The organism is Porphyromonas sp. oral taxon 275, assembly GCF_018127745.1.
Lineage (GTDB): Bacteria > Bacteroidota > Bacteroidia > Bacteroidales > Porphyromonadaceae > Porphyromonas.
This window is the reverse complement of sequence record NZ_CP072333.1, coordinates 2,089,326-2,111,649: the sequence shown is the minus strand read 5'-3', so window position 1 is coordinate 2,111,649 and position 22,324 is coordinate 2,089,326. Positions and strand designations below refer to the sequence as shown.

The following is a 22,324-nucleotide window of genomic DNA, read 5'->3' as shown; positions in this document are numbered from 1 at the left end:
TATGGAAAAGAAACAAAGAATTGGATTTTTTGAAAAATACCTGACTATCTGGGTTGCCTTGTGCATCATTATTGGAATTGCCGTGGGACAATGGCTCCCGGCAATTCCGCAAACATTAAGCAAATTTGAATATGCCAACGTGTCTATACCCGTGGCAATCCTGATTTGGTTAATGATTTATCCGATGATGCTAAAAGTAGATTTTCAAAGTGTTAAGAATGTCGGCAAGCGTCCGAAAGGAATAATAGTCACTGGTGTTACAAATTGGCTGATAAAGCCATTTACCATGTTTGGAATTGCTTATTTGTTCTTCTATGTGGTTTTCAAAGCCTTTATACCTGCCAGATTAGCCGAAGAATATCTAGCCGGGGCGGTATTATTGGGGGCTGCACCTTGTACAGCTATGGTGTTCGTGTGGAGTTACCTTACTAAAGGGGATGCCGCTTATACACTGGTACAAGTGGCTGTGAACGATTTAATCGTATTGGTAGCGTTCGCCCCTATCGTTGCTTTCTTGCTGGGAGTTGGCGGCGTATCTATCCCATGGGACACTCTGTTGCTATCCGTAGGGCTCTTTATTGTGATACCACTTGCGGCTGGGGTCATTACCCGAGTAATGGTTATCCGCCGCAAAGGTGTGGAGTATTTCAACAATGTATTTATTGAGAAATTTAATAATTACATGGTAGGTGGGTTGCTATTAACGCTTATTATCTTGTTTTCATTTCAAGGAGAAACGATACTGAACAATCCCCTGCATATCTTATTGATTGCTGTTCCGCTTGTGGTGCAAACTGTTCTGATATTTTTCGTTGCTTACGGTTGGTCGAAAAGGTGGAAATTACCCCATGATGTTGCCGCACCTGCCGGAATGATTGGGGCAAGTAATTTCTTTGAATTGTCAGTTGCTGTGGCTATTTCTCTTTTTGGGTTGCAATCTGGTGCAGCACTGGCTACAGTGGTGGGCGTGCTGGTCGAAGTTCCGGTGATGTTGATGTTAGTAAGGATTGCCAATAACACACGAAGATGGTTTCCGGCTACCAAATAGCAATAGGGCAAAAGTCCTAATCTAGTTTTATCGTAAAAAGGCTTGGTGCCGGAAATGTTTGTTCCTAACGTTTCCGGCATTCTGCCTTTTGATATCATTGCGCAAGCCCACCTATTCACTTCTCCCTCTTTCTTCCTTAAAAAATGGCGGCTTTAGGCTGAGAAGTTTGAAGGTGGAAGGTCGAAGCTGTAAAGAGGTGGGCTTGCGTAATGCTCTCCTAAGGAGGAAAGGGGCAAAAGTTACTTGGGAAGAAGGCCTATTTTTCGTTGGGAAAGGGTAACTTCTACGGTGGAATCGCTAGACGTATAGTCTTGCCGATCGAAAGGTATACGTCTTGCAAGTAAAACGTATACGTCTTAGAGCTGGTAGCTTTACCTCTCATGCGGAGAGGCTTTCAGGAGGAAGGCTTGCCCAAGGCCGAGACGCTTGGACAGCCTTGATAGCGGTGGAGATAGAGGAGTATAAGCTTCGTTGAGACTTAAGCAACAGAGCCCCCGATGCTATGCTCACAGCATAGCATCGGGGGTTAGTTATTTTGGTTCCCGAATCCTTCGGCAAAGTCCGAGTATTAGGTGGGATGCCTTGCTTGAGTAAGTATCCCTCATCATTGCAGCAGGTGTGAGCACTGCTATGCAAAGCTCTCGACCTTGACCTTTATATCGTGCGATATTGTGAGGGGATGAGCGCCTGCATATCAGATAAGACTTCAAGCAGGGTATAGGCAGCGCCAGGGTTCTCATATAAGCCTTCGGCAAGGAGAACGCTCGCTCCTCCAGCATCAACCTTTTTGAAATTGTACCCAAGGAATCCAGCTAGATTTGCCGAGCTTGATATCTCAGCAATCATCGCTCCCGGTAGTCTAGCGTTAGGCTGATGGCTTGCTGTTCAAGGGTGATTATTTGCTGTGAGAACTGTTCTAACCGTTGAAGCATTACCTGTGCTGCCTTGACCGAGTGGTAGCTGTTGATAGCCCTCACTGTTTGGTTGTAGAGGATGCCGATCTTCTGAATCTGTGCTGTGATGTTAGAGAGTTTACGATAGTACTCCTCTGTAGATTCATCCTCGACGATAACCTTAAAGCTCTCGTCTAGGAGTCGAGCTCGGAGGAAGTCTGATTTCGTCTTCGCTCCTGACTTTCGGTATAGCTCGATGAGCTTCTTCTGATCTTCGGGGTTGGGTATTCTGATGTGCCATCTGTCCCATCGGGGGCAGGTGGTACATCTGCCGTCTGGCTTGTCTGTATTCTTTCTTTTCATCGTTTCGCTGTTCTTTAATCACGACTTCGGAGTGATTGATACCCCTTTGGGGCAAGGGTCTTTGTGGGACAAATGGCAATTTGTGGTACAAAGACACACCTTGCCAGTAGAAAGAGTTGATTGCGATGAAGCATCCAGCCCTTTAGGGGGCTGCCTCCTTCGGTCGTGTTAGACGATGTTTCTATTCTGCTGCAAAGTTACTTCCTCGTTGTAAGTGGCTTGCTATAAGCATGCTGCCCACTTTATCCTTGTCTTTCCCGTCTCTTCCTCAGCTTCTAGAAGGGGGAAATTAAGCTCTTACTTTGCAGTCAGAGCGAGCGATAGAGCGCTCGAGATGTCGATTAGTTAATTTCTCGAGACCTCGAGATCTCGAGATCTCGACATCTCAAGATGCAGTCCTTGCGATTGCTTAAGTGATCTCCCGCTTATTGTCTCGCTCATCATGGTAATTAATTCAGTTCTCAATTGCTTGCTATGCAAAGCTCTCGACCTCGACCTTTATATCTCGGTTTCTCCTCACAGAAGGGCGGAGTGGGTAAGAGTACCCTAGCCGAGATCCTCAGCAGTATGCTCTACTATGAGGAGGGTATCTCGCTCTTTGTCGTGGACTGTGATCTGACTCAGGACTCCTTCTTCAAGCTCCGTGAGCGAGAGAGGGGACTATAGGAGAGGATCCAGTTCTGACGGCTTATATGCAGGCTTACTTCCATCAGCTCCAGCGTCGCTCCTACCGCATCATCAAAGCTCGGCCAGAAGAGTCCGTTGCTCGTGCAGAAGCGCTTGCGATGCAGTATCCCGAGGAAGGCTACCAGTTGGTCGTCTTTGACTTCCCTGGTCATGCGGGGACGAGGGAGCTTCTTGAGCTCTCGCTGGAGATGGATTATATCCTCTCGCCCTTGGAGCCTGACATCCAGTCGATGGTTGCTTGCCTGAGCTATGCCAAGAGCATCCAGGATTTGGGCATCTCGATGCAGACGGCTCGGATCAAGGACATCTGGCTTCTGTGGAATAAGGTGGATCGTCGGGTGCGTGCTGAGGGGGGCGAGCGCACGATCTTCGTGCTCGAGCAGTTTACCCTCTCGGAGGACAAACAGCTTGAGGTAAGGCTTTACGAACGAGGTGGCGGACGTACGCTTGCCTTCTACCTCGATGAGGGAGATCTTCTACTTACTAGGAAGATTGACAACCTTAAACTCAAGTGGTAGCCCTATGAAGAAGTTTTGTTTACTCCTCACTTGTGCCGTCTGTGGGTTCTTCTCGGTAAAGGCACAGCGACTCATCCCGAAGCAGCAAGGGATTGAGGTCATCGCGTCTGTGCCACTTATCAAGGGAGAGAAGGTATTTAGTAAAGAGCAGTGGGGCGCTGGTGTGTCGCTTACGAAGTACCTCAAGCGAGCTAGCTATGCCTTCCTCTTGGCGGAATATGAAGTGCAGCGACTCGCGTATCGTGACTATGACGTGCCGATGCGTGATATGCTTCTTCAGCTGGGCTATATGCAGCCGCTTCTCTCGGATAGGGGTAAGAACATCTTTACCTACCTAGGGCTCTCTGCCCTCGGTGGCTACGAAGAACTCAATGAAGAGAAGTCCTTGCTACCCGATGGGGCGACGCTTCTTGACCGCTCTCGCCTCGTCTATGGTGGGGCGGTGCATAGCTCGGTAGAGTGCTTCCTCTCCGACAGGCTCCTCCTCGTCCTCAAGGCTCAGGGGCGACTGCTCCTCGGGTCTGATCTACATCGCTTTCGTCCCGCCCTTGCCTTGGGACTGCACTTTAACCTATAGAACGAAGACGAAGAATGAAAAGGAAATTTGTGAATGCGCTCTGGGCTGTGGGGCTACTTGCCGTAGTGAGCCTCTACCTCCCTGCTTGTGACTGCGAGCTGGAGGTACAGCAGGCTTATGACTTCACGCTGGAGACGATGCCCGTCCAGAAGGACATCCGTAGGGGCGAAACGGCTGAAATACGATGCTCCCTCAAGCGAGCTGGTCGCTTTGCTGGGGCTCGCTACACTCTTCGCTACTTCCAAAGCGAGGGTAAGGGGATGCTGAGGTTGGATAAAGGAGCAGCATTCAAGCCTAATGACCGCTATCCCCTAGCGCGAGAGGAGTTTCGCCTGTACTATACCTCGCAGTCAGCAGATCGGCAGACGATTGATGTGTACATAGAGGACAACTTCGGCAAGGTGCGACAACTGACATTTTCATTCAATCACAAGAAGGCAGAGTAGATTAAAAGAAAGATGATATTGACGCTCTGTCTGCTGTATCTCGGGGCTTTGCCTTTGACACAGAGGCGAGTGCGTTGGATAGACTTACCGCCCTTTGAGCGAGCTGTGCTTTGCGTCAAACACTTTGAGGGCTGGCACGGCAAGGAGCATCATCTCTATGTCGGCTATGGTCACGACCTTAAAAAGGGCGAGAAGTTTACGGCAGAGATAACAGAGCGACAAGCTGACTCCCTCTTGCGAGCGGACCTTTGGGAGCGTTTTGAGGTGTTTAAGGGCTATGGCAAAGATGCCTTGCTTTTAACACTGCTCTCTTATAATGCTGGTGTGGGACGCCTGCTTGGCTATGGCAAACAAGGCAAAAGCAGGCTGCTTCGCAAGATTGAGCAAGGGCAAGGTCGTGAGAGGACTACTCAGACGCAGGAAGGTGGAGTTTGCTCTGTTTTATGTTCCCTGATATTCAAAGTATGGTCATTGTGAGGGTATCGAACTATGAGAATCGGTTTATTGTTTATTCCATTCGTCTTTATAATTATAAATGAGTACTTTTGCAGAGTAATATTTATGAAACAGAAGGTTATATTTATATTATTGAATGACTACACTGATTGGGAAGGAGCGTTTCTTTCCACAGCTCTTCATGTAGGCGTAGTGCCGGGAAGTGATGTCAAGTACGAAGTATATACTGCGGCTCCGACCATGGACGCAGTCCGTTCCATCGGTGGTTTAAGAACCTTGCCCGACTACTCTTTTGAGAATATGCCGAGAGATTATACTGCTTTGGTACTCATTGGTGGAAACAGTTGGGATTCACCCGAGGCTGAACTTGTCTCCCCATTGGTTCAGGAGACACTGAGTAAGGGTAAAATCATTGGAGCAATATGCAACGGATCTTCGTTTTTATGCTCACACGGCTTCCTAAACGATGTCAAGCATACGGGCAACGGTCTTGACCAGCTCAAGCAATGGGGCGGAGAAAGCTATACCAATGAGGCAGGATATGTGGAAGAGCAAGCCGTCAGCGACAAGAATATAGTTACTGCAAATGGTCTAGGGTATTTAGAGTTTACTCGCGAGATGCTTCGTTTGCTGCATGCGAATACCCCTGAGGTGATAGCTGGATGGTATGATTTCTTCAAGAATGGATTTTTTAGGTAACTGCATTTCTTCTGGTCGCCTGCTCTCCTCAAAGACAAAGAAAAGAAGTCCCGAAACGATTTACTAAATCGTTTCGGGGCTTTTGTTTTTAGGGGCTATGGCTTAGGCTACACGACTTTGTATCTGTTTTATGTTCTGATGCACGAGCTCGATGATGCGCTCGTGGTACTCGGTGTTTTGATTCATTAAGCCACGACATTGGATGACCTGCATCGTTTCAAGCGATACCTCAATGGTTTCTACCTGCTTGCCCTCAATGCGAGCCGATAAGATAAGGCTCTTCTCCTTGAGGTGATACTCATTAGTGAATACGCAATGGTGTAGAGCTTGTCCTTCCTCGATATACTCCTGCACGCTCTCCAGCACTCGGATTTGGATGGTACCATCAGTGAAGGTGATACCAAAGAATGGCGCTTTGAGTTTTTGGAATCGTGCTTCATCCTCCTGCGCCTTCTGTCGTTTGTGCTCCTCTTGTTCTCGCTCTTGCCGGGCCCGCAACTTTCGGTGTACCTCGTCGTGGGCTACTTGCAAGTCCTCGGGGCAAACGTAGAGGGCGTTGTGCGTGTCCTTACCTAATCTACGGAGCATATCCACATAATCGCACCAAAGGGCAATGTCCGTGATATCGTAGCCCCTGCGAAGTGTGATTTTATAGGCTGGCCAATACTCATCTATCGTTCTTGCTCGGCTGAGGAAGTAGCGTAGATGCTCGGTGTGTCCAGCTTTCAGTAGGGTCTCGGCTCGGCTGTCTGTGAGGAGGGCAGGGATAAGGCTCGTAGGAGCAATGCCATAGCACTTACCATCGAAACCATTTCTCTTTAGGGTATCGCTTAGCTTAACCTTAGGACATAAGGGACAACGAGCGACGAAGCGATAGGCTTCGTTGTCCCGACGAATAGCCATGGGTGAATAGTAGGCAAAGCTATCTATATAATGTCCCATCGTTCGCTGTACGGCGACAATAGACTGCCTGCCACGTTCATTCCACCAGTACTGACCAATCTCCATGATGGAGGAGCTGGCTTGGTAGCCTTTCTCCATACCCGCAATAAGCAAGAACATACGCAAGACTTGATACCCTCCCGAAGTGGTCAGCACTGTGAAATACTGCCGTTGCTTTAACTTCCTCGCCCTTGTCGTTGTGACCTCTAAGTCTGCCCCACACTGGGGGCAGGTGCAACGCTCGATAGGCTCAATTATTTGCCACGAATGCCCACAATCCATACAAGTAGTGTTGCCCTTGGGGAGGCGGTAGGCAAAGTGGTCAATGCACTCACGGAATGCCCACTGCGTCTGTGCCTTCGTTATGGGGCGGAGGTACCTGCTTTGTGCTAGGATGGCTCGCTCAAACTTGTTTCTCGGTTTCATAGGCTACATATCAAATAGAGAGGCTTGGCGTGCTTGCTCGCTCTCGGTGCTTGCCTTCGCTTTCACTCGCTTCGGCTCTTGCAACCTGCGTAGCTCCTGGGCTTGATACTGCTGTATCGCCTGCTTGCGGGCTTCGGCTTTCTCTTCCTCGGTAAGGACTAGGGTATGATTGACGACCACATGGCAGGCGATAGGGCTACCTACTTCTAGATCGTCCTCATCATAGTAGTGTACTGCCATGGAGTAGATCTCATCGTCCTCAAAGCCGTTGCAACCACTCTGTTGTACCTGCTTTAAGATATAGGTGATGCAGTCCTCGATGTTCTTGTGGGGCTTCTTAAGCTTAGGGGCGAATAGCGGGTCTGTAGCAGCTCGTAGGTTGAGGTACTCAGATATGGTACGGGTGAATTGTTCTGTTCCGCTCATTGTCGTTAGTATTTAGGGATTTCTACAATCTGGTTGATACGTCCGTAGAGGTGCTTTCGTAGGCTGGTTCGGTCGGGGGAATAGTATTCTGCCCATTGTCCGTATTGCTTGACCAAGTACTTTTTCAGCACATCGAAGAAGTCAAAGCGGTAGCCCATCACGGGGACGGCGGTGCGGAAGTAGGTGTTGCTGTTCACGGCTTCACATAGCCAATCCTTTTCCTCACGGCTCATCGCTTCGCCACGATTGAGCTTCACACGCAGGAGGTAGGCTTCACAGGCACAGAGGGTTTCCAAGGGTTGCACCTCCCACTTCACGAACTTAGTCGCCACGGCACACGCACACTCCTCAAGCCCCGAACTTATGCGGTAATGAGAGGGGGAGCTATCTCCTTTTCCTTTCATCGAAGGTGTGGTATTTACGTTCTGCTTATCCATAGTGACATTTTTTTATGCGTCCAACGATCGGAGTATGCTGATTCCTTTTTCGAGCAAGACAGAGGTAGCGGGGCGATGGTGGACACAAGGTTTGGGGGAAAATACTACCTGGAGCCCTTGAGGCGGAAGTGTGGAGATTTTCCCTGCCAACCGCAGGCACCGACCTTGGGGTAGCCCCAGCCCCGTCCTACCTTTGCGAGGGAAAAGAAACAGCATCCGTCGCTTACGCATCAAGTGGAGCGGCTGGATGAGAAGCAGAAGTGCAAAGCCTATAAGTCGAAAGTAAAAAGGTGGCTAGCTCCTAAGAGCCAGCCACCCGTCAAGAGTATGAGGAATCATCCTTGTTAAAGGATGCAGATCAGGATCGCCACGAAGATGGCTAGCCAGAAGAGGAAGCCAAGGATGGTGAAGGTGACCTGTAGGACGGTTTGTACGACGAAGCGTAGCAGGAGGAAGCCCACGATGACGCTCATGATCTGTACGACTTGCGTAGTGACTAGCCTCGAGACGAAGTAGACAGTAGCTACCACGAGTGCTAGGATAAGAGCTAGCTCAATGATACGTCGCCAGTCGATGGAGCGAGTGGGAGGAGCTGGCGCCTTCGCCTGCTTCTCGGGAGTGACCTTACCCCTGATGAAGATAGGGCTGTGTGGATCGTGATTCATTGCTTGAGTATTCATAACTGGGGACATGCTAGAGATTCAAGAGTAGGGACAAGATGCTCCGGGACACAAAGGGCAAGGGCTCTTGCCCCTTGACGTGTGGAGCGGGGCGTATATCTTGGCTCTTGATACTCGAGTGTCCCCAGTGGAATCTTACTCTTGAACGAATATCTCAGCCTTGTCCACGATGGGCAAGTGGTTCTCCTCGATGAGCAGGACGATGGTACCCGTCAGCTCGGTGTAGAGTAGCTCGTACTCAGGACTGCCGTCGAAGTCGTCATGGAGCTCGTATTTGGAGAAGACCGCTTGGATAGACTTGTTGCCCAGGAGGATGGGGGCGAGTCTACGAGGGAGGGGCTCGGGAAGCTCTTCGGAGAACTCCTCCATTAGGATGGAGACGAGGGTGTCATACTTGGAGAAATGGAGTCCCTGGTAGAGGACTTCGCTAGCCATTGCCTCTGCCTCGAGGTGCGAGAAGCCCTGGGCTACGCTATCGCAGTAGGTGGAGAGGGCTAGGTCTGCACGAGCTCCGATGAAGGCGCTGTTGGCCACTAGCTCGGGATGATGGTCTCTGAGGTAGCCTTCCAGCTTGAGTCGGAAGTAGGAAAGCTCTTTCTTAGTCTGGTTCATAATAGGGCTTGTATTAAGGGGAGAGTATAGGCTTAGAGGCCCATGGCTTCGTTGAACTTATCGAGTTTACCAGCTAGCTGCTCCATATCGTGCTCGATCTTCTTGCTGGTGATGCGGGCATAGATCTGTGTGGTCTTGATGTTGGTATGCCCCAGCATCTTGGAGACGCTCTCCATCGGTACGCCTTTGCTGAGCGACATCGTCGCAAAGGTATGACGAGCCAGATGGAAGGTGAGCCGCTTCTGTACGCCACACACGTCAGCGATCTCCTTGAGGTAGGCATTCATCTTCTGGTTGGAGAGGATAGGAAAGAGCTTCCCGTCCTTGGAAGTCGTACTCGAGCTATACTTCTCGATGATGGCCTTGGGGATGTCTAGAAGGAGGATGTTACTCTCTACGCTTGTCTTCTTCCGTCGTGTCATGATCCAAGCCTTCCCATCCAGGGTGACCAGGTGCTCCCGCCGCAGGTTGGCCACATCAATGTAGGCAAGTCCTGTGAAGCAGGAGAAGAGGAAGAGGTCACGGACGAGTTCAAGGCGAGGGATGGTCAACTCCTTATTGGCTATCCTCAGGATCTCTTCGTCGGTAAGGAAGCCTCTATCCACTGGGGCGAGGTGGAAGTGGTGATCACGAAAGGGATCTTGGAGGAGATAGCCCCGCTTGAGGGCATAGATCGTGACGGTCTTCAAGGTCTTCATCTTCTTGACCGCAGTGTTGTAGGCACACAGAGCCACTGTCGTAAGGTATAGCTCGAAGTCTTGGATGATGGCAGGTGTGAACTCCATCAGTCCGATGTCCTTACGCTTATACCTGTGTACTAGAAACTCGAAGAAGTGCCTACGCAAGACGCTGTACTTCTGCAAGCTCTCCTTGCTGATGGTGTGCCCCACGCGCTGACGGATGTCATCGATGAACTTGTCAAAGACAGGGAGAGAGGTGCTGAACTCCTGGATCTGCCCGAGGTAGGCGGAGCGAAGCTTGTCCAGCGAGATCGTTTGGTCGTCTTGGTACTTGTGGTAGAGGGAGTGGAGACTAGCAGAGATGGCATCTAGGTTAGCATTGACAGCGAGGGCTTCGGAGGAGCGTCCCTTCTGCCGGCTGGTTCTGCTATTCCACTGTGCCTTGTCTACGAAGATCTTCGTGGAGCCAAGATTGCTCATCGCTCCTGCGAGGAAGATCCGTAGCATGACGGGCGACTTGCCTTCTTTATTCTCGTAGTTGGAGCGTAGGTAGAAGGACACCCTGAACGATTGTCTCATAATGCATCATTCCTTAGTGTAGCACGTGCTACAAAGTTACTTACTTATACATTGAATGAGAGTATGTTGCGGCCTTCAATTAGCCCTTCATTTAGCCGTCACTGCTACACTAATTGCTACGCTTCGATTTGTGTAGCAGTTTCTGTAGCAGAATTTGACCGATTGATGACGATTAGACCCTAGGGGTAAGCCGTCAGGTCTATGGACTGCATACAAAGAAAAATCGTTGTAAGACCATGTCCTACAACGATTTACTCTTGTTTTGAAAGCTTCTGTGACGACCATTTTGCAGTCACTTTGAAGCCTCTTTGCGGAGAGAGCGGCTCTTCCTCTTGAACCCTCATGAATGATCTAAGGTATTCAATGTGTTGCATATCAGTTGTTATCCTCCGGCTCTGGGTAAAGCGGAGTATCATGGGATCTCCCTTGCCGTATCCATATTTGGGTGTATCTTTGGGTGTGTAAATCATACACCCAAGCGTTATGAATATCAAACGTAATATCATCTTTGCTCTGGAGAGCCGTAAGAAGGACGGTATCCTGATCGTGGAGAACGTCCCTATCCGCATGCGTGTGAACTTTGCTTCCCAGCGAATAGAGTTCACAACGGGCTATCGTATCGATGTGTCTAAATGGGATGCAGACAAGCAACGAGTAAAAAATGGATGCACGAACAAGCTTAAGTAATCTGCTTCAGAGATCAACGCTGCACTCCTAGGATACTATACCGAGCTTCAAGAGGTGTTCAAGCGCTTTGAAGTGGCCGAGGTTATGCCAAGCCCTGCGGATGTTAAGAGCGCCTTCAATGCCGGGCATAGGTCTGACGACGTAGAAGCGGAGCAGACTTCCGATAAGCCCGATGCTTCGGTAGAGTTCTACAAAGCCTTTGATGAGTTTGTTCGGGTCTGTGGTCGACAGAACGACTGGACGCACGCCACCTACGAGAAGTTCGCTGCAGTGAAGAATCATCTTAGATCCTTCCGAGCCGAGCTCAGCTTTTCCTTCTTCAACGAGGCTGGGCTGACGGAGTATGTGCGCTACCTTCGAGAGGTCCGAGAGATGCGCAATAGCACGATCGGGAAGCAACTCAGCTTCTTGAAGTGGTTCCTGCGTTGGAGTTTTGGTCAAGGGATACATAGCAACAATGCTTACGATACCTTCAGACCTAAGCTCAAGGATACGCAGAAGAAGATCATCTTCTTGACTTGGGAGGAGCTGACGAAGCTCCGAGAGTTCGAGATCCCTCCAGCTAAGCAGTCGCTTGATCGTGTGCGTGATGTCTTCCTCTTCCAGTGCTTCACAGGGCTGCGGTATTCGGATGTCTACAACCTTAGAAGAAGCGACATCAAGGAGGATCATATCGAAGTCACTACGATTAAGACTTCTGATAGCCTGGTTATCGAGCTCAATAAGCACAGTAAGGCTATCTTGGAGAAGTATCAGGATGTGGTATTTGAGCACGATAAGGCGCTCCCCGTGATCACCAACCAGAAGATGAATGAGTACCTCAAGGAGCTCGCCGAACTTGCTGGTATCAATGAGCCTATCCGCCAGACCTACTACAAAGGGAACGAGCGTATCGATGAGGTGACTCCCAAGTATGCTCTGCTTGGTACGCATGCTGGTCGTCGTACCTTTATCTGTAATGCTCTTGCCCTTGGCATTCCTCCTCAAGTTGTGATGAAATGGACAGGGCACAGCGACTACAAGGCGATGAAACCCTACATCGATATTGCGGACGACATCAAGGCGAATGCCATGAGTAAGTTCAATCAATTGTAAGCAGAAGCAGATAGGCTCCAAGCCTAGCTCTCGGTGTCGTTTTTTATGAAGCAAGATCTCCAATTGGTGGTCAACGTGCGAACCAATATAGGTTTGCACCCCGTGCTACTATTAGGTTGGAGTTCAAACGACTATTGTCATAGCTTTGTATTCTCTATGGTTTTGCACAGGCCCTCTGGTTGCTATGTAATACTCAGGGGGAGCTCGATCGAGATACTTGCACTTTGATGCGGTTGCCCTACCTACCCACGGAGCGAAGGTTATTCTGTCGTGAAAAACATGTAGTTTTGCGACAGACATCCCCTTGTATATGCATGGAGAGTATTGATGGCCAGATTATTAAGGGTGAGTCAAAGTACGGAAGGGGTGCCATAGTCTCTTCTGTGAACTTTGTATCCCGCAGGGAAGGCAGAAGTGTTTTGAAATCCTTGGAGTGTTGGACCACCAAGGCTCGCTCATTCGCCTTGCTTGAGGAATCTATTGTTACTCGATGAAGGATAAGGTCTTAGGCCTTGGAGGGATCCCAAGAGAAAAGCTGTAGGAATGTGATCTCGTTTTCTCAGAAGACAGATATAAGAACTGGTTCCCCTACTACGAGAAGCTAAAGTCCGAGGTGCTCCCAACTATCGAGCCCTAAATGAACTAGGCCAGGGATAGACGATAGGAACTTGAACAGTATAAGAGATTAGTGATGTATTCAGTACGTATTCGAAATGGAGCAGCATGGAATAGCTTCTTTGATATTGGGAAGCTGGTATCCGAAGAGGAGTATCTCCATGTGGAAAGTCTATATATAGATTTGTTGTTAGAGCTTGCCCGGGAGATGGGCATTAAATTCTTTACTATAAAGGAATTTGAGAATTATGATGCCTTTGCTTTGAGAGAAGGAGAAATCGTCGGTCTAGAAAGGCTTTCTTTTGTAATACAAGCTATCCTTAGAGATGAGTGTTGGGGTAAGCTGGTCAATGATGGTCTAGAGATTCATTTTGGTTACGATTATATCATGTATGTAGTAGTCAAGAAGACAAATATAAACGTCAAGCCGATTCTTAATAGGTATGGAGAGATGCTTGTGATAGACGAGCTCATCTCGCCATACCTATCAAATGATCAGATGCTATAAGAACTAAAGACGTATCAGAAGCAATGAATAGCTATAGTTGGTTTATCGAACTCCTCCTTCAAAAAGGATGGTCTTTTAGACCTTTGACCGAAAAGCAAGGAGATGATCTTTCTTCAGCGTCTAATCGAGCCCTCAATCTAATCAAAGCAACGCCACAGAGCTTTCAGGCTTTCATCCATAGCTTTCAAGAGCTGTTGAGTAGTGGCGAGGATTCGTGGTTTCTATCCTATTCAAACTATCTTGAGAGCAATGATGCAGGTTTCTCTTGGGATGAATACGAGAAGCTGAGTATTCAAGCCGCAGAAGAAGATGGAGATGATGACGAGAAGGCGTTTCTGATAGAGTTCTGGAATAGTTATCTTCCCTTTGCCTATTCCCTTAGGAATGGATACGCCTATCTTGCGATTGGTATATTTGGAGCAAATAAGGGGAAGATCATCTATGGACGCGAGCCTATGTTTGAGGAGTTTAGTGTTGAAGCTGAAAGTTTTGAAGAGCTATTAGACTCTTTTGCCTTGACGCTCACATCTCAAAAAGAATCCATCAGATTGCTTGATTTTATCTAGTTACAGCGGGTCGAATTCTTCCCAGCGAAGCAGTCGCTTGACCGTGTGCGGGATGTCTTCCTCTTTCAGTGCTTCACGGGACTAAGGTATTCGGACGTCTACAACTAGCTTTCCTATTCATCCAATCAGACTTTGGTCTATAGCTATACCTGCTAGCCTATGCGGATAAGTATCTTGTATGCCAGCGTCCTCCTTGTGCTAGGGTTATCGTGCTCCTCACAGACGGGCTCAGGGAAGGAGGGAACTCTTAGCCCCAAGTTCCCAAGTACCTATTCCATCGACGAGCTAGATCAGCTCTACAGCCCCTTGAGACGGGACAGCTTCATCCTCTCCGAAGGGCACGATGAGTTTAGGGCGCCGATAGAAGATCTGTTTTCGGACGAAGAGCGCAGGGCGCATCGGACGCAGATCCTAGAGTTCACCTGGAGCTTGAATAAGGACAGCCTGCTGACGGTCTGGTATCTGCCCCTCCGGGATTCACTGAAGGTGCTCGGGAAGTTCAGCTATCCACGCGACGCGGTCTTCTGAAGGCTTTGATCTCGTTTGCATTGAACGCGAATGGAGAGGCTAGTTGTCATGCTCTAGTTTTGCCTCGAAGATGGGAGGAAGCCCTAGTCACGCTAGTACCCCTTGTGCTGATGAAGCTACACGAAGCGCAGCTAGAAGCTAAGGCTGTTATTGAGCGTTCGAAGCCTTCACATAAAGGTTTTACTTCGCTCTTATAGGCGAAGACAGAGGAGTTAGAAGGCCCTCCCGACGGAGGTTTAGGTACTCTAAGAACAATGTTACTAATCTTCCCAGAAAAAGTGGCTAATCTTTTGCGCAAAAGATTAGCCACTTTTTCTTGATTCATAAGGTACTTTCCGAAGCAGGCTTAGAGACCTCGCTCGAAGGGCTTAGTTTGACCGCTTGCAAAGTCCCTAAGCCTTCCCCTCAGAGCGCAGATCATTCTGTCGCGAAAAACCTGTAGCTTTGAGCCAAGAAGATGGACGACGAAGCAACAGCTACTTAAGGAAGAAGGAGTCACTATGAAGTATTATCTGCTAATGAATAGGTCGATGCCCTGGGGGGATTATGGAGCTATGCTGTTCTCAGGCCTCTTAAAGGTGTTAGATGAGCACTATGATGATTTGGAGCATAAACCTGGTCATGGACATTGGCATTTAGAAAAGATGGCTGAAGCCAGAGGTTTGTCTCAACGACCTTGTAAATAATCATCCTGAATGGTTTCAGATAGAAGACCCTAAAGAGAATAGATCCCATAAGCATGAAAAGAAAAAAAGAAAAGCAGGATATAAAAAGTAATCGTATAGCTGTTAAGCGGTTTGAAGACTCAATGTTCAAAGTTCTAGCTACGATGGATAAGGAACTCCTTTACATACTAATAGAGGAGTATGGCATAAATGCTTGTGATCGAGATGGTCGAAATATTCTAATGAATTTAATCATAGAGCATTGTCATGATTTGATTAAACTCTTGTTGGATGGCTATGATATTGATGTGAATGCTAAGGATCGATATTTCCGTACAGCATTGCATTGTGCCACTATTGAAGATGATCTCAATAGTGTCTCAAGATTAGTATCGCTAGGAGCTATTATAGACGCGCAAGATGAAGATGGAAATACTCCATTATTTTTAGCTATACGATATCGTGTAAGCCCTGCGATAACGGATTTCTTATTGGCACATGGAGCATCACTAACTATAAGAAATAATTACGGAGTAAAACCTATTGACTTGATGAAGGATTGATTTTCGGAATCATCTTTCGGGTATCCCAGTAATGGAGCCTATTTAGATAGTTCCTCTCCTCACGTATCGCTTATGACCCGTGGTTGCAGCACCCCTGGCCGAGGCTATTCGAGAAGAAAAAGAAAATAAGTTATCAAAAACAGATGTATCATGCTCAAGTATTTTTATAATAAAGAAATAGGGTTTCTTGATGTTGACCCGGAATTTATTGATTTAGGGCTCAAGTATGCTCGGAGAAAGGCAATTGATTCGATCCGGATTAGAACCCTCAATCAGAATTCTGGACATCGCTATAAGATTGACTTTCATCTTATCGCTTGTCAAGACTTTATCCGTAACTTCATTCTAAATGATGACTTTAAGATTGTTAATCTTAAGGACGGGGGAGTTTTGAGCGATATGCACTCATTGGTTTCTCTTTCGCTGTCGCATCCAATAGAGATTGAGTGGGAGAAACTTGTTAATTTGGAAAGGCTTGTACTTGATAGTGACAAGTATATTAGAGGATTGTCAGCATTGAAAACTCTAAGAGAGTTGTTAATGGTAACTGTGGGGCAAGAGGGGTTTCAAGAAATAACAGCTTTGGAAAATTTGGATAGCTTAGAGTTTGTAGGACGTCGTTTGGAGCATCTAAATGGTATTCAATCGATGATGTCCTTATCCTCATTAACCATCTGGTGTGCAAGTAAAGTGTATGATATGTCTCCAATTGCAAGCTTGCCTAACTTGAAGACATTGCATGTGGAATGCTGCAAAAACATGACGGACTTCTCTCCTCTGAAAGGCAACAATGTGATTGAGAAGCTCACCATCGATCGAGTTGAGAGTTTAGATTTTGTCCCCCAGATGCAATCTCTATATGCAATTAAGTTTTTCAACTGTATTGATGGGGATTTAAGACCTCTATTGGAAAGTAGAACGCTTAAAGACATTTTCTTCTGTCCCAACAAAAAGCATTATACCCACACCCTGGAGCAGTTAATCACCCAAAGACGAGAACAGCTACTATAGTAGTACCTCATCCGGATATAGGACGCATATCATAAGTATGTAAGAGAATAGTTGCGGTCTTGGTCTTGAGAGAGCTAGATGAAATCTATGATGAGATTTTAGAGAGAGCAATTAATGTCGTAAAATAGTGATGTGTCAGAAGATGGCAGACTTGAATAAATACTGGGCGTTAAAAGAGATAACAGAGAGATGTGCACCTTGCTCTATTCAAGAGTGTGCTTTACGTACAGCATTCTACGAAAAAAATCCTTGGAGCCTGCGTCCAGCTGATCATGGGGCTTGGAGTGAAGGAAAATGGGAACGAGTGGAATTCCCCGAAGAGCTTTGGTTGATTAGTCCTGACAGGAAGTATAAGTTTGATTTAAGAAAGTACTATGATTGGTTCGTTGTCTCTGAACGATTTCTTTCTCTTTTGCTCTCAATGGAGGTTCAACCTTTCGTTTACAGGGAGGTATTCATAGTAAACAAGAGGAAGCAGTCTATTGTTGAGGGTAAATACTACATCATAAAGTTCTACCTCATGACAGACGACCTTATTGACAAAGAACAGTCTGTACTACAGCTAGAGAAGACTGGGTGGGTAAAGCGTATAGAACGTCTCTGCATTAGAGAAGATGTCACTTGGGAAGCCTTTGTCATATCACCTAGTCCTATATCAACCACTTTGTTTGTTTCTGAGGAATTTCGTCAAAGATGCAAGGGGATGAAGCTCATAGGAATAAAATTCTCCCCTTCAGTAGAAGCTGGACTTAATAGGTTTAGTTATAAATAGAACATAGTTCGATAGTGAGGAAGCAAGCTCCCTCATGGGATCTGTTGATGTTGCAATCCATTATCAATGCTCCTGATTATAGCCAGTTATTGATCAAACGTTATCTTGGATTACCCTCTGATAAAAGGAAGGAGCTCCTAAACGATATCAGAGAGATATCAGAGGATGATGAACATTATGCTGACTTCTATACTCAGATGAAAGCTCTATCATAGAGCTATTTAGATATGAGGAAATAAACGAGCACGTATGTGTGAGCTTCCGCTACGATGGAATGGGGCAACAAATAGCCCCAGAGGGATAAAAGTTCCCCCAGAAGTGTTGAGACGATTTGACGACGAGGGATATCCCCAAGCCCCGAATGCAACATACAAGAAGAAATGATTATCGGAGAAAAAATGACATTTGTGGTAGAGTTTTACGCCTCGCTAGATACTACCCCTCCTTTTGGTCAGATTTGCTACTGGGTTGATGGAGAGGCTTATGGTGATATTGAATTAATTAGCATTTTAGGTTTGCTTCTTGGAGGATTAAATATAGGAGAGCAGACTACCAAACTATTCCTCAAGAAGAATATCCAGCAAGGAGGCTTAGATACAGAGGACCTTGATGACATATCGCTTCAGATCTTTGATAAGAAGAGTGTATCAGGGAGCTATGAATATTATGGATACCCTCTTACTGTTGAGGCTGCTGAATCCTTTGATAGTTGTCACGTCTTCTTACTGCAAGATATACAACAAAACGCATGGATTATTGCAGAGGATTTTGAGGAACAGAGATATTGCTGTATTAATATTAATGTCGATGATGTTCAAAGTGTCTTTTGCAATCTCTCCAATAAAATTCATAATCTCTTGGAGCGGCATTATAAATAGGCTTCTATAAGGTGTAGATATACTCTATGGTCTGCTGGATTTCTGGTCTACTCATCGTTTGCAGTCACTCCTATCTTATCTATGTAAGGTGGGTTGGACTGTGACCAAGAGGAACGGCAAAGCCTCTACCTCAAAAAGAACAAAATAGATGGAAAGACTTCAACAGCATATTGTGCACCTAGGACAGGCTCTGAAGGCAGAGCTCCTGGCTCATCCTAGTTGGGCATACCTCATCATTATCCTTGTCTTCGTAATATACCTCGTTGGGATCATCTGTGACAAGGATTGGGCTGTACGCCCTGCTGGCCACTATAGTGGATGGCATATGATCGAAGACTTCCTAGGTCGTACAGGCTTGCGTATCGTCAGTGGCTTTCTTATCCTCTTGGCTATCGTATTGCTTTCCTATCTCTTCCTACGTAGCTACTAGCTCCATGCCCCAATGAATTTATGCAGGGCTCATTCTATCAGTCCTCCATGATCCGACTGCAATGATCCCAGCAACATCAGGGTTGAGCTTGAGGTCATATCGGAAGATCATCCCCGAGTAGCTAGCCCAACGAGTAGAGCCCTGTCGTCTCAACGGAAGATCAGGTAGGTCGTCAAGAAGAATAACCAGGGGGAGTCTCGATAACCCATCATAGGTCGCCAAGGTGACCCATTCATGGGTCGGCCCAGTACCCCATTCATGGGTCCCTCTAGCGACGACCCATGAATGGGGTACTAGTTCACTCGAACTATCGGGGCGCCTACGATAGGCGGTGAATGAACACGCCCGGGTAAGCTTCCGCTATAACAGCCTCGGCTTGCCTGTCGAGGAGTGCTGTGGTACGCATCTCATGGAGCGAAGCGATGAAAAACACGGACTTATTGTATCTTTACGGAGTAGTCTCGGAGCTCAGCTCAGCTATGAGCGCAATGCTTATGGCGAGCTGGTTTGCTTCAGAGCTGACGAAACGGAAACGAATGCACGCTTCACGAATGAGTATCAGTATGACGCCTTTAACTTCATATAGATCCAGGCTAGGGCGAGAATGGGGAAGTGCCTAAGGCAAGTCATAGGAAATCATTATAACCTAAAACAATGGATTATGATGTACTTCGAATACATCGCGAATAAAGAGGCAGAGCATATTGTTCACTCCATATTCCTATCTCAATGGGAACGCATATATTATAGGGACCTACTCTGTGAAGTAGAAGGGAGTATAGAGGGATCTTGGATTATGGAGCGTCCTCCTTTTTCTCTTTATATAACTAACTATGAGTATAGGGGGCTTATAGTTGAAGAGGAGGCTATCATGTATAGAGATAGCCCAGTCATAGTCTATCGCTCTCCCATAGTGAGAGATGATGGTTTATATGTGCCAGGGAGACTTGCCTATTTTGGAGGCAAAGCCTTTCCTGAATTTAGGAAGGAATATAGTGCTATCATCAGGAAGATAAAGCGGCACTTTTGGTACTGTAAGGACTGGTCCGTATGGGTCCCGATTTGCATGGGTGAGGTTGTTCATGCTTATATCCCTAATAGAATGGTGGTGCTGAGCAAAGGGTAAGGCTGAGCGGTTAATTGCCTTTAGCTCAGGTGTTGTGTCTGGAAGTATATGATCATAGATATACAGGGCTTATTCTTGATAGCTTCATAGCTTATTAAACTCTAGCTTTTTAGTACGAGGGCTTATCCCTTGAGCGGGATCGTTCCCAGCTGAGGCGGAAGAAAACACCTCGCCCCGAGCGGCCACAGACGGCTGCTCGGGGCGAAGTCGTTTCAAGGGAGGACGAAGCCCTTATAGCCCGCTGTTGTGGGACTCATCCTTGGGCTTAGGCACGGGTTCGTTTGCTTTGGGCTTGGCGGGCTTAGCGGCTTTGGCGGGCTTTGCCTCGGTCTGCTCGTAGCTGACACCCGTGAGCGTGAAGTACTTCTTAGAGGGCTGGAGCAGCACGACGGGCTTCTCGATGTGGACGTTGGCGTTGAACTTGGTGCCCTGCTCGACGGCTTTGCTCTTGAACGAAGGCATCAGCGTGCCGAGATCTCCGAATTCGACGATATCGCCATTGGCGACGATGTCCTTGGCGATCTCGGTGGCGTAGTTCAGGACGGCCTCGACCTCCTGGCGGTTGAAGGTGGTGGACTTGGCGACACGCTCGCAGAAGTTGCGGAAGTCGATGCGATGGCGGCCCGTAGGCTTGGCGATCTGGACGAGCTTTCCTGCGTTTTTGCCGACATTGAGCTTGCGCTCGACGACTACGAATTGCAATGGTTTGTTGGCCATGACATGATTTAGATTTAGTTCCCTCAGGTGAACCTCAAGGAAGGAGGAGGGACTTTGCGATGAGGTATTAGATGCTTCGAGGACAAAGTTAGTAATCTTCCCAGAAAAAGTGGCTAATCTTTTGCGCAAAAGTTTAGCCACTTTTTCCGAAAAGATTAGCCACTTTCTGTTGATTCATAAGGTACTTTCCGAAGCAGGCTTATAGACCTCGCTCGAAGGGCTTATTTCGACTGCTTGCCAAGTCCCTAAGCCTTACCCACAGAGCGCAGCTCATTCTGTCGCGAAAAACCTGTAGCTTTGAGCCAAGAATATAGACGACGAAGCAACAGCTACTCAAGGAAGAAGTAGAATAAAGTAACACGAGACAAGGAGTAGCATATGCTAGGAACATTAGCAAAGCACAGCTATGTGCGAGACAGCAATAGCTGGATAGATGTGTTAGGGTTGCACAAAAATGAGATTATTAGTACAGGCGACTGGGTGTTATATGCTGTATTTAGCCCTAAAACGGGGCAGGTCGCAAAAGCGGGGATAGGTAATCATGAAGGAGCATATTGAGCTATCATTTCCAAGTGAAATATCAAACTTAACAAGCCTAGAAATTAATCTGCAGGCTGTAGGAGTTAGGTTTAGCAAGATAGTAGATAAACTTGCGAAACAACTTGATATGGGAGGAAGATCTTTGATTATTTCCGTTATGACTAGAGCCTCGGATAGGGTTGGGGTTACTAAACGCTCTTTTCGCTGGGGAGAGCGGTATCGCTTATTTATCTCAATCTCCATTCCTAGTCATAAACAAGCTCCATGGGGACTTCGAAAAGTAGAATGGTCTTTATGGAATCCGATATCAGACAGTAGGCACTTTTATTTTGTGGAAGAGATAGATTACTCAAGTTATAAAACAATAGAGGACTACATTGTTGACGCAGCGACAAAAGCACTAATTCTACTTTTTACCAAAGGTGTAACATGTGGTGGGCATCGGATTAAATTCCGCAAATCTCCTTTAGGGTAACCTCTTCAATGACCCCGAATGCAAGTACTTACGTGGTGGTAGCATAGAGAGGTCGGGGGAATGTCCCCGTAAGAAACAACCCCGACTTATGACGAAAAACAGGATGGATATAAATAAATGGTGGCAAATACAATTCCCCGAAGAGGAAACTTCCTCAACACCCCTAGCGGTCTCTCCAGATGGGGGAAAAACCCTTATAGATTGGATGGAGGCAATCGAAGCTAACAGAAGATTTCCATTCCAATACAGACTATCCCCAAAAATGACATTGGACGACTATATCGCCGATGACTTGGGTGTACCATTATTCTCAGAACAAGTTCGAAATATCATAGATGAATTAATGACAGGCGAGGAAGGAATTGAATGGTACGAAGTGCCCGTAGTTCAGTCAAGAAATCAGTATCGTTATTTTGCTCCAAAATTCACTAGAACTCTTGATATACTTAATGAAGACAGTTCTCTTTATGGGGTGAATAAAAGCATATTGATTAAAGCAGTACTCTCTACGGAGAAGATAAAAGAATACTCGATTGTCCCAATTATTGGTTCCTCTGAGGCGCTTTTCTTCCCAACGAGAATAGCGGTCTCTGACAGAGTCAAGAAGGCGTTGAAAAAGGCACGAGTGAGCGGAATCAGCTTCTCCCCCATTAAAGTAGATTGATAGTTTTTATGCTTT

25 protein-coding genes and 4 pseudogenes are annotated in these 22,324 nt (G+C 47.1%); 19 read left to right on the top strand and 10 right to left on the bottom strand.

Annotation, left to right across the window (positions count from 1 at the left end):
* Position 1: 1 nt before the first annotated feature.
* Entirely contained in the window at positions 2-1,048 is a 1,047-nt protein-coding gene (arsB, locus tag J4862_RS08540) for an ACR3 family arsenite efflux transporter (protein WP_211788672.1), read from the top strand.
* A 660-nt stretch (positions 1,049-1,708) separates the two neighbouring features.
* On the opposite strand, the pseudogene J4862_RS08535 reads toward arsB, so the two are convergent.
* Positions 1,709-1,894: pseudogene (locus J4862_RS08535) on the bottom strand (relaxase); the annotation flags it as partial.
* Positions 1,891-2,304, bottom strand: coding sequence for a hypothetical protein (locus J4862_RS08530; protein ID WP_211788671.1), 414 nt, complete (start codon positions 2,302-2,304; stop codon positions 1,891-1,893). The pseudogene J4862_RS08535 and the gene J4862_RS08530, both read right to left, overlap by 4 nt.
* Before the next feature lie 474 nt (positions 2,305-2,778).
* On the opposite strand from J4862_RS08530, the pseudogene J4862_RS08865 reads away from it, so the two are divergent.
* The 5 genes and pseudogenes from J4862_RS08865 to J4862_RS08505 all read left to right on the top strand — a co-directional run bounded on the left by J4862_RS08865 (position 2,779) and on the right by J4862_RS08505 (position 5,687).
* Positions 2,779-3,509 (top strand): annotated as a pseudogene (locus J4862_RS08865) (DUF4138 domain-containing protein).
* A gap of 4 nt (positions 3,510-3,513) precedes the next feature.
* Entirely contained in the window at positions 3,514-4,086 is a 573-nt protein-coding gene (locus J4862_RS08520) for a conjugal transfer protein TraO (RefSeq protein WP_211788669.1), read from the top strand.
* Positions 4,087-4,100: 14 nt separating this feature from the next.
* Positions 4,101-4,532: a DUF3872 domain-containing protein gene (locus J4862_RS08515; RefSeq protein WP_211788668.1), complete on the top strand. Its 432-nt coding sequence runs from the start codon at positions 4,101-4,103 to the stop codon at positions 4,530-4,532.
* A gap of 12 nt (positions 4,533-4,544) precedes the next feature.
* Positions 4,545-4,986: pseudogene (locus tag J4862_RS08510) on the top strand (lysozyme).
* 107 nt (positions 4,987-5,093) lie between these two features.
* Positions 5,094-5,687 (top strand): type 1 glutamine amidotransferase family protein, encoded by a 594-nt coding sequence (locus J4862_RS08505; RefSeq protein WP_211788667.1) that lies wholly within the window; start codon positions 5,094-5,096, stop codon positions 5,685-5,687.
* Between the two features lie 102 nt (positions 5,688-5,789).
* Here J4862_RS08505 and J4862_RS08500 read toward each other — a convergent pair whose 3' ends face one another.
* The 7 genes from J4862_RS08500 to J4862_RS08470 all read right to left on the bottom strand — a co-directional run bounded on the left by J4862_RS08500 (position 5,790) and on the right by J4862_RS08470 (position 10,939).
* On the bottom strand, positions 5,790-7,055 hold the full coding sequence (locus J4862_RS08500; RefSeq protein ID WP_211788666.1) for a PcfJ domain-containing protein: 1,266 nt from the start codon (positions 7,053-7,055) through the stop codon (positions 5,790-5,792).
* 3 nt (positions 7,056-7,058) lie between these two features.
* Entirely contained in the window at positions 7,059-7,481 is a 423-nt protein-coding gene (locus tag J4862_RS08495; RefSeq protein ID WP_211788665.1) for a PcfK-like family protein, read from the bottom strand.
* Between the two features lie 5 nt (positions 7,482-7,486).
* Positions 7,487-7,918, bottom strand: coding sequence for a hypothetical protein (locus J4862_RS08490; protein ID WP_211788664.1), 432 nt, complete (start codon positions 7,916-7,918; stop codon positions 7,487-7,489).
* Positions 7,919-8,262: 344 nt separating this feature from the next.
* Positions 8,263-8,598, bottom strand: coding sequence for a hypothetical protein (locus J4862_RS08485; protein WP_211788663.1), 336 nt, complete (start codon positions 8,596-8,598; stop codon positions 8,263-8,265).
* Between the two features lie 135 nt (positions 8,599-8,733).
* Entirely contained in the window at positions 8,734-9,210 is a 477-nt protein-coding gene (locus J4862_RS08480; RefSeq protein WP_211788662.1) for a DUF1896 domain-containing protein, read from the bottom strand.
* A gap of 32 nt (positions 9,211-9,242) precedes the next feature.
* Positions 9,243-10,469 (bottom strand): site-specific integrase, encoded by a 1,227-nt coding sequence (locus tag J4862_RS08475; RefSeq protein WP_211788661.1) that lies wholly within the window; start codon positions 10,467-10,469, stop codon positions 9,243-9,245.
* Positions 10,470-10,720: 251 nt separating this feature from the next.
* Positions 10,721-10,939: a hypothetical protein gene (locus J4862_RS08470; RefSeq protein WP_211788660.1), complete on the bottom strand. Its 219-nt coding sequence runs from the start codon at positions 10,937-10,939 to the stop codon at positions 10,721-10,723.
* Between J4862_RS08470 and J4862_RS08465 the strand changes: the two are divergent.
* The 11 genes and pseudogenes from J4862_RS08465 (at position 10,935) to J4862_RS08415 (ending at position 19,913) form a co-directional block, all read left to right on the top strand.
* Positions 10,935-12,251: pseudogene (locus tag J4862_RS08465) on the top strand (tyrosine-type recombinase/integrase). The gene J4862_RS08470 and the pseudogene J4862_RS08465 overlap by 5 nt on opposite strands.
* Before the next feature lie 691 nt (positions 12,252-12,942).
* Positions 12,943-13,374: a hypothetical protein gene (locus J4862_RS08460; protein WP_211788659.1), complete on the top strand. Its 432-nt coding sequence runs from the start codon at positions 12,943-12,945 to the stop codon at positions 13,372-13,374.
* 23 nt (positions 13,375-13,397) lie between these two features.
* Positions 13,398-13,940, top strand: coding sequence for a hypothetical protein (locus J4862_RS08455; protein WP_211788658.1), 543 nt, complete (start codon positions 13,398-13,400; stop codon positions 13,938-13,940).
* A 159-nt stretch (positions 13,941-14,099) separates the two neighbouring features.
* Complete coding sequence (locus J4862_RS08450) at positions 14,100-14,468, top strand: hypothetical protein (protein ID WP_211788657.1); 369 nt, start codon at positions 14,100-14,102, stop codon at positions 14,466-14,468.
* Positions 14,469-15,116: 648 nt separating this feature from the next.
* A complete protein-coding gene (locus J4862_RS08945; RefSeq protein WP_211789585.1) occupies positions 15,117-15,245 on the top strand; it encodes a GH-E family nuclease in 129 nt (42 codons plus the stop codon).
* The gene (locus J4862_RS08440; RefSeq protein WP_211788656.1) at positions 15,208-15,696 is read left to right on the top strand and encodes an ankyrin repeat domain-containing protein; all 489 of its coding nucleotides are present in this window, start codon (positions 15,208-15,210) and stop codon (positions 15,694-15,696) included. Before J4862_RS08945 ends, J4862_RS08440 begins: the two co-directional genes overlap by 38 nt.
* A gap of 150 nt (positions 15,697-15,846) precedes the next feature.
* Entirely contained in the window at positions 15,847-16,707 is an 861-nt protein-coding gene (locus tag J4862_RS08435) for a hypothetical protein (protein ID WP_211788655.1), read from the top strand.
* A gap of 142 nt (positions 16,708-16,849) precedes the next feature.
* Positions 16,850-17,479: an Imm43 family immunity protein gene (locus J4862_RS08430; RefSeq protein ID WP_211788654.1), complete on the top strand. Its 630-nt coding sequence runs from the start codon at positions 16,850-16,852 to the stop codon at positions 17,477-17,479.
* A 380-nt stretch (positions 17,480-17,859) separates the two neighbouring features.
* Positions 17,860-18,357, top strand: coding sequence for an Imm42 family immunity protein (locus J4862_RS08425; protein WP_211788653.1), 498 nt, complete (start codon positions 17,860-17,862; stop codon positions 18,355-18,357).
* 148 nt (positions 18,358-18,505) lie between these two features.
* A complete protein-coding gene (locus J4862_RS08940; protein ID WP_211788652.1) occupies positions 18,506-18,787 on the top strand; it encodes an Imm17 family immunity protein in 282 nt (93 codons plus the stop codon).
* A gap of 661 nt (positions 18,788-19,448) precedes the next feature.
* Positions 19,449-19,913 (top strand): hypothetical protein, encoded by a 465-nt coding sequence (locus J4862_RS08415; RefSeq protein WP_211788651.1) that lies wholly within the window; start codon positions 19,449-19,451, stop codon positions 19,911-19,913.
* Between the two features lie 231 nt (positions 19,914-20,144).
* Here the strand turns inward: J4862_RS08415 and J4862_RS08410 are convergent, their stop codons facing one another.
* Positions 20,145-20,630 carry a histidinol phosphate phosphatase gene (locus tag J4862_RS08410; protein ID WP_211788650.1) on the bottom strand — a complete coding sequence of 162 codons (486 nt, stop codon included), beginning with the start codon at positions 20,628-20,630 and terminating at the stop codon, positions 20,145-20,147.
* Positions 20,631-21,171: 541 nt separating this feature from the next.
* On the opposite strand from J4862_RS08410, the gene imm9 reads away from it, so the two are divergent.
* Together imm9 and J4862_RS08400 are read left to right on the top strand one after the other, a co-directional pair.
* The gene (gene imm9 / locus J4862_RS08405; RefSeq protein ID WP_211788649.1) at positions 21,172-21,645 is read left to right on the top strand and encodes an Imm9 family immunity protein; all 474 of its coding nucleotides are present in this window, start codon (positions 21,172-21,174) and stop codon (positions 21,643-21,645) included.
* Positions 21,646-21,733: 88 nt separating this feature from the next.
* Positions 21,734-22,309, top strand: coding sequence for an imm11 family protein (locus J4862_RS08400; RefSeq protein ID WP_211788648.1), 576 nt, complete (start codon positions 21,734-21,736; stop codon positions 22,307-22,309).
* Positions 22,310-22,324: the final 15 nt, after the last annotated feature.

Coding starts and splice junctions, on each gene's coding strand:
- J4862_RS08530 (WP_211788671.1), bottom strand. CDS start 2,304: ATGAAAAGAAAGAATACAGACAAGCCAGACGGCAGATGTACCACCTGC.
- J4862_RS08485 (WP_211788663.1), bottom strand. CDS start 8,598: ATGAATACTCAAGCAATGAATCACGATCCACACAGCCCTATCTTCATC.
- J4862_RS08440 (WP_211788656.1), top strand. CDS start 15,208: ATGAAAAGAAAAAAAGAAAAGCAGGATATAAAAAGTAATCGTATAGCT.
- J4862_RS08500 (WP_211788666.1), bottom strand. CDS start 7,055: ATGAAACCGAGAAACAAGTTTGAGCGAGCCATCCTAGCACAAAGCAGG.
- J4862_RS08515 (WP_211788668.1), top strand. CDS start 4,101: ATGAAAAGGAAATTTGTGAATGCGCTCTGGGCTGTGGGGCTACTTGCC.
- J4862_RS08450 (WP_211788657.1), top strand. CDS start 14,100: ATGCGGATAAGTATCTTGTATGCCAGCGTCCTCCTTGTGCTAGGGTTA.
- J4862_RS08410 (WP_211788650.1), bottom strand. CDS start 20,630: ATGGCCAACAAACCATTGCAATTCGTAGTCGTCGAGCGCAAGCTCAAT.
- J4862_RS08455 (WP_211788658.1), top strand. CDS start 13,398: ATGAATAGCTATAGTTGGTTTATCGAACTCCTCCTTCAAAAAGGATGG.
- J4862_RS08940 (WP_211788652.1), top strand. CDS start 18,506: ATGGAAAGACTTCAACAGCATATTGTGCACCTAGGACAGGCTCTGAAG.
- J4862_RS08435 (WP_211788655.1), top strand. CDS start 15,847: ATGCTCAAGTATTTTTATAATAAAGAAATAGGGTTTCTTGATGTTGAC.
- J4862_RS08505 (WP_211788667.1), top strand. CDS start 5,094: ATGAAACAGAAGGTTATATTTATATTATTGAATGACTACACTGATTGG.
- J4862_RS08415 (WP_211788651.1), top strand. CDS start 19,449: ATGATGTACTTCGAATACATCGCGAATAAAGAGGCAGAGCATATTGTT.
- J4862_RS08490 (WP_211788664.1), bottom strand. CDS start 7,918: ATGGATAAGCAGAACGTAAATACCACACCTTCGATGAAAGGAAAAGGA.
- J4862_RS08470 (WP_211788660.1), bottom strand. CDS start 10,939: ATGATTTACACACCCAAAGATACACCCAAATATGGATACGGCAAGGGA.
- J4862_RS08475 (WP_211788661.1), bottom strand. CDS start 10,469: ATGAGACAATCGTTCAGGGTGTCCTTCTACCTACGCTCCAACTACGAG.
- J4862_RS08520 (WP_211788669.1), top strand. CDS start 3,514: ATGAAGAAGTTTTGTTTACTCCTCACTTGTGCCGTCTGTGGGTTCTTC.
- J4862_RS08495 (WP_211788665.1), bottom strand. CDS start 7,481: ATGAGCGGAACAGAACAATTCACCCGTACCATATCTGAGTACCTCAAC.
- J4862_RS08460 (WP_211788659.1), top strand. CDS start 12,943: ATGTATTCAGTACGTATTCGAAATGGAGCAGCATGGAATAGCTTCTTT.
- imm9 (WP_211788649.1), top strand. CDS start 21,172: ATGAAGGAGCATATTGAGCTATCATTTCCAAGTGAAATATCAAACTTA.
- J4862_RS08480 (WP_211788662.1), bottom strand. CDS start 9,210: ATGAACCAGACTAAGAAAGAGCTTTCCTACTTCCGACTCAAGCTGGAA.
- J4862_RS08425 (WP_211788653.1), top strand. CDS start 17,860: ATGATTATCGGAGAAAAAATGACATTTGTGGTAGAGTTTTACGCCTCG.
- J4862_RS08430 (WP_211788654.1), top strand. CDS start 16,850: ATGGCAGACTTGAATAAATACTGGGCGTTAAAAGAGATAACAGAGAGA.
- J4862_RS08400 (WP_211788648.1), top strand. CDS start 21,734: ATGACGAAAAACAGGATGGATATAAATAAATGGTGGCAAATACAATTC.
- arsB (WP_211788672.1), top strand. CDS start 2: ATGGAAAAGAAACAAAGAATTGGATTTTTTGAAAAATACCTGACTATC.